The organism is Trichloromonas sp. (genome assembly GCF_041583255.1).
Classification (GTDB): domain Bacteria; phylum Desulfobacterota; class Desulfuromonadia; order Desulfuromonadales; family Trichloromonadaceae; genus Trichloromonas.
Window position 1 is genome coordinate 1 of sequence record NZ_JBFHGD010000131.1, and the last position, 9,410, is coordinate 9,410.

The 9,410-nt window shown below is 59.3% G+C and carries 11 protein-coding genes and 1 pseudogene; 2 read left to right on the forward strand and 10 right to left on the reverse strand.

Features of this window, described 5'->3' with window-relative positions; translation table 11 throughout:
- Positions 1-260 (forward strand): annotated as a pseudogene (locus ABYV89_RS11060) (radical SAM protein); the annotation flags it as partial.
- A gap of 59 nt (positions 261-319) precedes the next feature.
- On the opposite strand, the gene ABYV89_RS11065 reads toward ABYV89_RS11060, so the two are convergent.
- From ABYV89_RS11065 to gloA, 10 genes are all read right to left on the reverse strand, one after another.
- Entirely contained in the window at positions 320-820 is a 501-nt protein-coding gene (locus ABYV89_RS11065; protein WP_432823011.1) for a zinc ribbon-containing protein, read from the reverse strand.
- Positions 821-1,088: 268 nt separating this feature from the next.
- The gene (gene htpX, locus ABYV89_RS11070; RefSeq protein ID WP_432823012.1) at positions 1,089-1,943 is read right to left on the reverse strand and encodes a zinc metalloprotease HtpX; all 855 of its coding nucleotides are present in this window, start codon (positions 1,941-1,943) and stop codon (positions 1,089-1,091) included.
- A gap of 265 nt (positions 1,944-2,208) precedes the next feature.
- Positions 2,209-3,150, reverse strand: coding sequence for a CDF family Co(II)/Ni(II) efflux transporter DmeF (gene dmeF, locus ABYV89_RS11075; protein WP_432823013.1), 942 nt, complete (start codon positions 3,148-3,150; stop codon positions 2,209-2,211).
- Positions 3,151-3,302: 152 nt separating this feature from the next.
- Positions 3,303-3,644, reverse strand: a complete 342-nt coding sequence (locus ABYV89_RS11080) for a DUF6488 family protein (RefSeq protein ID WP_432823014.1) — start codon at positions 3,642-3,644, stop codon at positions 3,303-3,305.
- Between the two features lie 9 nt (positions 3,645-3,653).
- Complete coding sequence (locus ABYV89_RS11085; RefSeq protein WP_432823015.1) at positions 3,654-4,445, reverse strand: HupE/UreJ family protein; 792 nt, start codon at positions 4,443-4,445, stop codon at positions 3,654-3,656.
- 45 nt (positions 4,446-4,490) lie between these two features.
- Positions 4,491-5,327 (reverse strand): c-type cytochrome biogenesis protein CcsB, encoded by an 837-nt coding sequence (gene ccsB, locus ABYV89_RS11090; protein ID WP_432823016.1) that lies wholly within the window; start codon positions 5,325-5,327, stop codon positions 4,491-4,493.
- Positions 5,324-6,721, reverse strand: a complete 1,398-nt coding sequence (resB, locus tag ABYV89_RS11095) for a cytochrome c biogenesis protein ResB (RefSeq protein ID WP_432823017.1) — start codon at positions 6,719-6,721, stop codon at positions 5,324-5,326. Before resB ends, ccsB begins: the two co-directional genes overlap by 4 nt.
- A gap of 103 nt (positions 6,722-6,824) precedes the next feature.
- Complete coding sequence (locus ABYV89_RS11100; protein ID WP_432823018.1) at positions 6,825-7,244, reverse strand: hypothetical protein; 420 nt, start codon at positions 7,242-7,244, stop codon at positions 6,825-6,827.
- A gap of 93 nt (positions 7,245-7,337) precedes the next feature.
- On the reverse strand, positions 7,338-7,997 hold the full coding sequence (trhA, locus tag ABYV89_RS11105; RefSeq protein WP_432823019.1) for a PAQR family membrane homeostasis protein TrhA: 660 nt from the start codon (positions 7,995-7,997) through the stop codon (positions 7,338-7,340).
- 27 nt (positions 7,998-8,024) lie between these two features.
- Positions 8,025-8,405, reverse strand: coding sequence for a lactoylglutathione lyase (gene gloA, locus ABYV89_RS11110; protein WP_432823020.1), 381 nt, complete (start codon positions 8,403-8,405; stop codon positions 8,025-8,027).
- A gap of 184 nt (positions 8,406-8,589) precedes the next feature.
- On the opposite strand from gloA, the gene ABYV89_RS11115 reads away from it, so the two are divergent.
- Positions 8,590-9,410: N-acetyltransferase family protein (locus ABYV89_RS11115; RefSeq protein ID WP_432823021.1), on the forward strand; the 821-nt coding region annotated here is incomplete at its 3' end.

Below are 9,410 nucleotides of genomic sequence, written 5' to 3' on the forward strand. Positions count from 1 at the left end.
AGCTGAGCTGCGTGGTTCAGCACAACAATTTCCGCGAACTGCCGGCCTTCGTCGAACGGGCCCGCCGCTACGGTGCCTCCGTCTACCTCAGCCAGCTGGTCAACTGGGGCACCTTCAGCCGCGAAGAGTTCCTGTGCCGCGCCGTACACATCCCGACCCATCCCGACCACCCTGAACTGCTGGTCATCCTGCGCCGCCTGCGTGACCTGGCCGCCGTCGACCTGGGCAACCTGGCGCCGCTGCTTGCGTCTTCCGGATAAAGACAAAGGCCACCCCTTTCGGGGCGGCCTTTGTTGTTGGCATTGCTTCGGCACCAATATCAGTAAGATTTACGAAATACCGTCTTGTGGCACTGGGGACAAGGCGGAATCCGCACCGTCGCCTTGAAGTGCATCTCCTTGCCGCAGTCCTTGCAGGTCAGGGTTCCCGGGCTGGTCACCTCGCCGGTCTTGAATTCGAGCCCCTGTTCCGACTTGCCGGCCAGTTCGGACAAGACATCGGCCGCCGTGCTCAACAGCTTTGCCAGGCCGCTCTGCATCCCGGCAACCACCCGATGGGGCTCCACCGCCGCCAGCACGGCATCCCGCGCCTGCAGGGCCTTCTTGCCGACTTCCGACAAGTCCCGCCGCAGATAGGCACTGATCTTCTCGGCCTGTTCCCGGGAATATTCGCCGCCGGCAGTTATTTCATCACTGGCCTTTTTCAGGGCCCCGTCCAGGGTCTTTTTCCCTTCGGCCAGGATCTCGGCGGTCCGGTCTGCCAGCTTCTGATACAAACCAACATCTTCATGATCTTCCGGTTTTTGCTTTTCGTCACTCATCGAGACCCTCCATGAAGGTTAAATGAACCTTTCCACTCCCACCAAAAGTTTAACCATTCTCCGCCATCTCTCAATCGGGCAGGCGATAAAATATTCATTATTGTTATCGGAGTCGGTCCGGAGCCGGTGAAAACCAGTCCATCGGCTCCGGACCTTTCATCGGCAATAGACAGGGCCGAAAACTCAAGAACCGTCGTTTCGGGCAAAGACAATCAGGCGCAGTCCATGTCTGCCCGCCATGATCTTGACTGCAGCTGGCGGGAGTACACTAGCGTCCTCCCGCCAGCGCCTCCAGCCGCGCGACACGCTCTTCCATCGGCGGGTGGGTGGAGAACAGCTTCAGCATCGAAGCGCCGGTGAGGGGATTGACGATAAACATGTGCGAGGTGGCCGGGGTGGCCTCCTGCATTGGTATTTTCTGCGAGGCCATCTGCAGCTTGCGCAGGGCGCTGGCCAGGGCGAGGGGATTGCCGCAGATGCGGGCCCCCGAGGCGTCGGCCAGGTATTCGCGGCTGCGGGAGACCGCCATCTGGATCAGCATCGCCGCCATCGGCGCAATGAAAGCCATGGCCAGCCCGCCGAGCATGCCGCCCCCGCCTTCCTCGTCCTCGCTGTTGCCGCCCCCGAAGATGGCCGCCCACTGCAGCATGCTGCCGAGCATGGAGATCGCCCCGGCGAAGGTGGCGGCGATGGTGGAGATCAGGGTATCGCGGTTCTGCACGTGAGCCAGTTCGTGGGCCATGACCCCCTCGAGTTCGTCCGCAGAGAGGATCTGCATGATCCCCTCGGTAGCCGCCACCGCGGCATTTTGCGGGTTGCGGCCGGTGGCGAAGGCGTTGGGGCTTAGGGTCGGGATGACGTAGACCTTCGGCATCGGCATGTTCGCCTGGGCGGCCAGACGCCGCACCATGCTGTAAAAAGCGGGCTGTTCGGTCTCGCTGACCTCGCGGGCGCGGTACATCTTCAGCACGATTTTGTCCGAGTACCAGTAGCTGAAGAAGTTCATGCCGCCGGCGATGAGAAAGGCGATGATCATGCCGGATTGGCCGCCGATGGCGCTGCCCATGGCGACGAGCAACAGGGTAAGACAGGTGAGCAGAAAGGTCGTTTTCAGGGTGTTCATTTCTATTACCTCCGTACGCGTTGGTTGCGCCGCAGGTAAAAGAAAAGACCTTTACCCACGGCATGGTTCGACTGCTGTGAATAAAGGTCTTGCAAATGTCGACTTGATAGATCGCTACCCCGCGTCCGGGCGGCAAGGCCGCCGTATTGACGAAGCACGGGCCGGCGATGTCTCCCGCCGGATGCTACTCCCCTTTAATGACAGCCAGAATATTTATTCAGTACGTCCCTGTCAACGGAAATCGACAGCTGGCCGGATCGCTATCTCAGGCGTGTCCATCAACACACGGGGCCCCTTCACTGACATGGACCTCGATGGTCACATGATGCAGATCATGCACCTCTTTAAGCAAAGCCTTATAGTGCCCGGGCGGCTTCGGATGATGGGTGACGATGGAGACGATCGAAGCCATCTGGCTGGAACTGAGTTTCCAGAGATGAAGGTCGGCGATGCGGTTGTCGGCATCCGCTTCGATAAGCTCCCGAATCCGGCCATGTGTCTCCTGGCACCCTTCGCGATCGAGCAAAATCCGGCTGGTATCCCGTAGCAGTCCATAGGCCCAGCGCGTAATCACCAAGGCTCCGACCACCCCCATCACCGGATCGAGCCAGACCCAGCCCAGCTGCCGGCCGGCCAGCAGGGCGACGATAGCCAGCACAGAGGTCAGGGCGTCGGCAAGAACATGCAGGTAGGCGGCTTTGAGGTTATGATCATGGTGGTGGTGATGATGGTCGCAGTCGGTGGGGGCATGGGAGCTGCCGTGGAGCAGCAGCGCGCTGACCAGGTTGACGATCAGGCCGATCACCGCCACCAGCAGCGCCTCGTCGAAACGGATGTTTTCAGGACGGAACAGCCGCTGCAGCGACTCGACAGCCATCAGCAGGGCCACCACCGCCAGCACGATCGCGCTGGTGAACCCGCCAAGAACGGCCACCTTGCCGGTGCCGAAGCTGTAGTCAGGGTTGTCGGCATGCTTGCGGGCGTAATAGTAGGCGAAGGCGGTAATGCCGAGGGCGAAGAAATGGGTGCCCATGTGCCAGCCGTCGGCGAGCAGGGCCATGGAACCGTACACCCAGCCGGCTACGATCTCGACGACCATCATGATCAGGGTCAGCCAGATGACCTTCATGGTGTTGCGTTCTGCCGAACGGTTTTCGTTATGAAAGCGGTGGGGGTGCTGCCATTTTTCGAGGGTGTGGGTGTGCATCTTACAACCTTGATTATTTCAGTTTAAAACAGTCCCATTTCGGGCCGCGCGCCAGGCCGACGCTACTGCGATCCCAGGTTATTCATGGTCGCAGGCGGTCTGTCGCTGGAACAGGCCGCCTGCGCATGATCCTTCACAGGCGTTGCCTATGGTTATTTCCCGGTAAAATTGGCGGCTAGATATTTCCCGCCTGAGCTGAGAAATACATAGAGCGTCTGTTTCGCCGGATCTTCTGCCTTGGGGTTGGTAAAAGTGACCAACCATTCAGGACCGTGCTGGTACTCTTTTTTTTCGGCGACGTCCGGTTTTACCTCGGCCCAGGATGCATCGATTTTCCCTGATTCAACAATCTTGGCAACGATGCCGACCGCTTTCTGGCTTGCTTCAGCCTGGCTGATCGGAGTAATCGGGCCATGATCGTGACCGGCTCCGGCGAAAGCCGAACCCACCGAAAGAGCAAAAAGGGTCATTAGGCTGATGATGATTTTACGCATGTTTTTCTCCTAGAAGATTGTTTGGTGGGTGTTTTTCTGACGCTCCGCGAGTTCTTCGTCCATCTGCTTATGTTCATGATAGTGGTTGTCGCTGCTGAAGCCGTAGCTGTCCGGGTCGGTGGTGTGACCGTAGCCGTGCATTTGCATCATAAAGAGAAAAACCCCTGCGGCGATCAGACCCCCGTTGGAGAGGGTGCTGAACTGGGCAAAGGACGTCGTTCGGCGCCAACTGGAAATGATCAGCAGCATGATCGCCAGAGCGATGATCTGCCCCAATTCGACCCCGACATTGAAGGAAAGGATTCGGCCGATCAGTCCGCTATCCCCCAAGGGCAATTGCTGAAGGCGGGTAGAGAGCCCGAAACCGTGTATCAGGCCGAACCCGAAAATAACCAGGATGAGGTTGGGCGAGGGCCGGCCCAGATACTTATTGAAGCCATCCAGGTTATCAAACCCCTTGTAGCAGACGCTCAAAGCGATAACGGCATCGACCAGGAAATAGTTGGCCGACACGCCGAACACCGTGGCGAAGATCAGGGTGATGCTGTGCCCCAGGGTGAAGGCGGTGATGTACTTGACGATGTCGCGAAAGCCGGTCAGAAAAAAGATCACCCCGAAAATAAAGAGGAGGTGGTCGTAACCGGTCAGCATGTGGGTTGCCCCGAGCCAGACATAACGCAGGTAGCCGCCGTCAAGCATCGCCTGCTTGTCGGCCTCGGAAATACCATGGGCCATGGCCACGGCCGGCAGCAGCATCAGCAATAGCGTGGTTGCAATTATTTTTATCTTTCTAAAATCCATGCGATTTCCCTTCGATCCTGGGGACATTTTCGGTATCGAGGTGCTTCAGCCCCCGTAGGAGTGCAATCCGGAAAGAACCAGGTTGACCCCCAGGTAGCAGAAGATCGTCGCCGCGAAGCCGACGATCGAGAGCCAGGCCGCCCGTTTGCCCGCCCAGCCGCGGGTGAAGCGGGCATGCAGAAAGGCCGCGTAGACGAACCAGACGATCAGGCTCCAGGTCTCCTTCGGATCCCAGCTCCAGTAGGTGCCCCAGGCGTAGTTGGCCCAGGCCGCCCCGGTGACGATACCGAGGGTCAGCAGGGGGAATCCGAGCATGATCGCCTTGTAGTTGATGTCGTCGAGCACCTTGCTGCTGGGAAAGATGCTGGGGCGAGTGCTGCTCCCCTCCTGCTGGCGATTCGCCGTCAACAGGTACATGATCGAGGCGCCGCAGGCCACGGCGAAAGCGGCATAGCCGAGAAAACAGGTGATCACGTGATAGGTCAGCCAGTTGCTCTGCAGCGCCGGAACCAGCGGCTGAATCTCATCGTTGAGGCCGAGCTGGGCCCAGGCCATGCCGAGAAAGGCGAAGGGCAGGACAAAAGCGCCTACGGCGCGTTGCTTGTACTTGAAGTCCATCAGCAGGTAAACGAGCAGGATTGACCAGGCGAAAAAAACCACCGACTCATACAGGTTGGAGAGGGGAGCCTGATCGTAGCCCATCCCCTTGGCCTCGAACCAGCGCATCAGCACCGCCGCGCTGTTGGCGAGAAAACCGGCCCAGGCCACCGCCGTGGCCGCCAGGGCGACACCTCGACTGCGGCTGATCAGGTACGAGATGAACAACAGCATGGACGCAAAATAGGCGAAGGTGGTGATATTGAAAAACTGTGAACTGGTCATGATCTGGTCTCCGTATTTGCCGCGGCGGGTTCACCGCCGAGGGTTTCATCCAGGCGCAGGTTGAGGTCATCAAAAAAGAGGGTAAAGGCCGGCTGGTTGCGATGGGCACTGCCGCCGAAACGGACCAGGCTGTGCGGGTTGCCCGTCTCGATGGTCAGCCAGAGCCGCCGGTGAGAAAAACAGAAGGCGACGATGGAACCGGCCACCATCAGCAGACAGCCGGCCCAGACCACCCAGACCCCGGGGTCCTTCTTGACCTGCAGGCCGGTATACATTTTTTCCTGGTAGTCGAGCAGGGTGAAACTGAAATCGGCATCAGGCTTTGCCGCAAAAGCGGGGAATTGCTGCAGCACCAGAAACGGCTTGCCGTGCCGGCCGTCGGGGGTGTTGATGTGCATCTCCACGGCCGGACCGAATTGGCCGTAACTGGGGGTGTAACCGGTAACGGCAAAGGAGCTGCCCCCCGGCAGCGGCACATGGGTGCCTTCGGCGACGGTTAAATCGAGCACTTCGCCGGTGGCCCGAACCTTGACCTGCATCTTCAGCTGCGGATTGCCGGCCTGGCCGTAGCTCGACTGGTAAAAGGTGATGCCGTTATAGCTGAGCGGATCGTTAACGATAATCTTCCGGTCGCTGATCACCTCCTGGCCGCCATCGATAACATCCAGGATACTCATGAATTCTCTGGGCCGATTTGAACCATCGTAGTAGCTGACGTTGAAATCGTCGCAGCGCACGGCAAAGCCCAGCTCGATCGGCTCCTTGCCGCCAGCGGCCCAGACCCGGCTGATCGAGCCGCCCTCCTCGATATTGACATAGGCCTTGAAGCCCCAGAGATTACCGATAATGGCGCCGACGAAGATGAGCAGGATGGAGAGATGGGTGACATAGACGCCGAAGCGTGACCAGCCCCCCTTCTGGGCAAAGAGGTACAGGCGACCGTCCTTGCGGCTGACCGACGGCTTGGCAAAGCGCTCGGTCAGCAGTTTTTCCAGGCGACCGGCGACCTCTTCGGAAGGCAGAGCGACCCGCAGCTGCCGGCTGTTGGCCAGGGTCTGGAATACCCCCTCATCAGCTTCGGGTTCGGATGCGGTGACGGTTTTCCAGACCCGCGGCAGCCGCTTGAACGAACAGGTCAGCAGATTGAGTGAAAAAGCCCCGAGCAGGGTCAGGAACCACCAGGAATGATACATATCGAAAAACTGCAGCGTATCGAAAAGACGATAGACCTTTTCCCCATACAGTTGCAGGTATTCCTGGGACGTGCGGTTCTGCTGGATGACGGTGCCGATGATGGAGGTCGTCGCCAGCAGGATCAGCAGGGAGATGGATAGTTTGAGGGACGCGAAAAAATCCCATAGCGTGTCTAGCAACGTACGTTTTTGCGCATTCAACAGCGTAACTCCTGTCGCAAACAGAACAAAGCGATCCGCAGGCGCAGGGGATAATTCCCGGGAGCGCCACGGAAAATCACGGGGCAATCGGCGGCCGGACGGCTTAATTCAACAGAACGACAGTACGCAAATGACGTTGGGCAAGAAGGGGGCCCGGTTCATCCGGAGCTGAGGAGAAGGGACTTGCAGCGAAAGCCAGTGCGGCTCTAACAGGATTGACCGTCGGCTGAAAGGAGAGTGATATAACGGGGACCCGCAGAGGGCGGACCCGCGACTTGAGGGTGGGGAACTGGAGTTCGATATCGAGACATGAGGCGCAGCATTCGGCCTCATGCAGGCCGCCGGCAGACACTGGAGTCGTTACGGCGCCTGTTTGCGGCACGCAGCAGGGCGCAGAAGCCGCCCCCAGACCGCAGCCTTCCTCCAGGGAAGGACACCAGAAGGCGCCGAAAGCCGAACCGAAGCCGCTCAACAGGTACAGCAGCAAGGTCAGCCAGACTATATGCTTAACGGCCAGTCGCAAAAAACTCCCCCTCTGACAACCAGCGGATATCCTAAGTCGAATCGCGAAAAAAAGGCAACGGCAATCGGAACAGATCGCAACTGCATATCTGCGCTACGTCGGCAACACGTACCAGAGCACCGAGAAAAAATGACAGGCGCTGCCGGCCAGCACGAAGACATGCCAGATGGCGTGATTGTAGGGAATCCGGTCCCAGGCGTAAAAGACGATCCCGCCGGTGTAGGCCACCCCGCCGGCGATCAGCCAGCCCATCCCGGCCGGAGTGAGCGCCACCAGCAGCGGCTTGATGGCGATCACGGCAATCCAGCCCATGGCGATATAAAAGACCGGCCCCAAAATCCGTAGCCGGTGGGTCATGAAAACCTTGAAAATCACGCCGGCTGCCGCCAATCCCCAGACCGTGCCGAACAGCGACCAGCCCCAGGTGCCGCGCAGGCTGACCAGGGTAAAGGGTGTGTAGGTTCCGGCAATGACCAGGTAGATGCCGGCATGGTCGAGAATACGGAACAGGTAACGCAGATGAGGCGGGCGAACCGAATGATAGATCGTTGAGATCACGTAGAAGGCGGTCAATACCGTACTGTAAATCGCGCAGCTGACGATTTTCCAGGGATCCCCCGTAGAACTCGCGGCAATCAGCAGGATCACCATGCCCACCAGGCTGATCAGAGCGCCCAATCCGTGGGTCAGTCGGTTGGCCAACTCTTCGGCCTCGGTATAGTAGACCAGCCGGTCATGAACCGATTCGGCCATTCCTCGCCCTCTCCCGTGCCGGCTTGCCTAGACCCGCACCACTTCGACCTGGTAGCCGTCGGGATCGGCAATGAAGTAGAACTTCGGCTTGCCGCCGGCCAGCCCCTTGAGCGGCTTGGGGTCGAAACCCTGCTGCTGGTGCTTCTGGTGCGAGCCTTCCAGGTCGGCAACGCCGAGCGCCAGGTGCGAGTAGCCGTTGCCGAGCTGGTACGGTTCTTTCTGATCGTAGTTGTAGGTCAGCTCCAGCTCGAAATCGCCGCCGGGGGCCTTGAGATAGCTCAGGGTGAACTTGTAGTCGGGGAAATCGAGCCGCCGGGAGATCTCGAACCCGAAGGCCTGCATGTAGAACTGTTCCGATTTCTCCAGGTTCATGACCCGGATGCAGCTGTGAATCATCTGGTAGTTCATGGCGTTCTCCTTGCGACCATAAAGGGCATGGCCATTTTTGTTTTTTTGAATCATGCCACAGGAGTGGGCCGGTGAAAAGGGCTCCTGACGCCGGCCGGCAGATTCCGCTGTCTTTTTTCTTATTCTTCGCTAGAATCCAGACAGTGCAATCCTTCTTTTTTCGCCGCTTCGGTCGAGGGTCTTCATGTTTATCATCCGCCGCTTCTTTGACGAGGTCGCCCCGCACAACCAGGAGGCGATGTTCCAGGTAAAAACCATTCTGCGGGAGCAGTTTCCCGACCTCAAGCAGGAGGATATCGACAAGATTCCCGACCTGCTGAAAAACCCGCTGAAACATCGCTTCCGCTCCATCCTTTACGTCTCCGAAGACAACCGCGACAAGGTGACCGGCTTCGCCCTGCTCTCCCACGACCCGGAACTGCACTTCGCCTACCTCGACTACATTTCGGCAGCCAAGTCGGCCACCGGCGGCGGCATCGGCGGGGCGCTCTACGAGAGGCTGAGAGAGGAGGCCCTGTCGCTCGGCTGCCACGGCATCTTTTTCGAATGCCTGCCCGACGACCCGGCCCTGTGCAAAGACCCGGCGATTTTGGCGCAGAACCAGGCCCGGCTGAAATTCTACGAAAAATACGGCGCCCGTCCGATCATCGGCACGGCCTACGAAACACCGGTCAAGCCTGACGACGACAATCCGCCCTACCTGGTGCTCGACGATCTCGGCCAGAACAAACCCCTGCCGGCCGAGACCGCGCGCAGGATCGTCCGCGCCATCCTCGAGCGGCGCTACGGCCACCTCTGCCCGAAAGAATACATCAGCATGGTGGTTGAGTCTTTCCGTGCCGACCCGGTGCAGCTGCGCCCGCCGCGCTATATCCGCAAGGCACCTAAGGCAACCAACTTCAGCGTCAGCGGCAAACTGCGCCGCATCCCGCTGGTGGTCAACGACCGCCATTCCATTCACCACGTGCGCGAACGCGGCTACGTCGAGGCGCCGGTGCGCATCGA

Coding starts and splice junctions, on each gene's coding strand:
- ABYV89_RS11085 (WP_432823015.1), bottom strand. CDS start 4,445: ATGGATTTTAGAAAGATAAAAATAATTGCAACCACGCTATTGCTGATG.
- ABYV89_RS11080 (WP_432823014.1), bottom strand. CDS start 3,644: ATGCGTAAAATCATCATCAGCCTAATGACCCTTTTTGCTCTTTCGGTG.
- trhA (WP_432823019.1), bottom strand. CDS start 7,997: ATGGCCGAATCGGTTCATGACCGGCTGGTCTACTATACCGAGGCCGAA.
- htpX (WP_432823012.1), bottom strand. CDS start 1,943: ATGAACACCCTGAAAACGACCTTTCTGCTCACCTGTCTTACCCTGTTG.
- dmeF (WP_432823013.1), bottom strand. CDS start 3,150: ATGCACACCCACACCCTCGAAAAATGGCAGCACCCCCACCGCTTTCAT.
- gloA (WP_432823020.1), bottom strand. CDS start 8,405: ATGAACTACCAGATGATTCACAGCTGCATCCGGGTCATGAACCTGGAG.
- ccsB (WP_432823016.1), bottom strand. CDS start 5,327: ATGACCAGTTCACAGTTTTTCAATATCACCACCTTCGCCTATTTTGCG.
- ABYV89_RS11065 (WP_432823011.1), bottom strand. CDS start 820: ATGAGTGACGAAAAGCAAAAACCGGAAGATCATGAAGATGTTGGTTTG.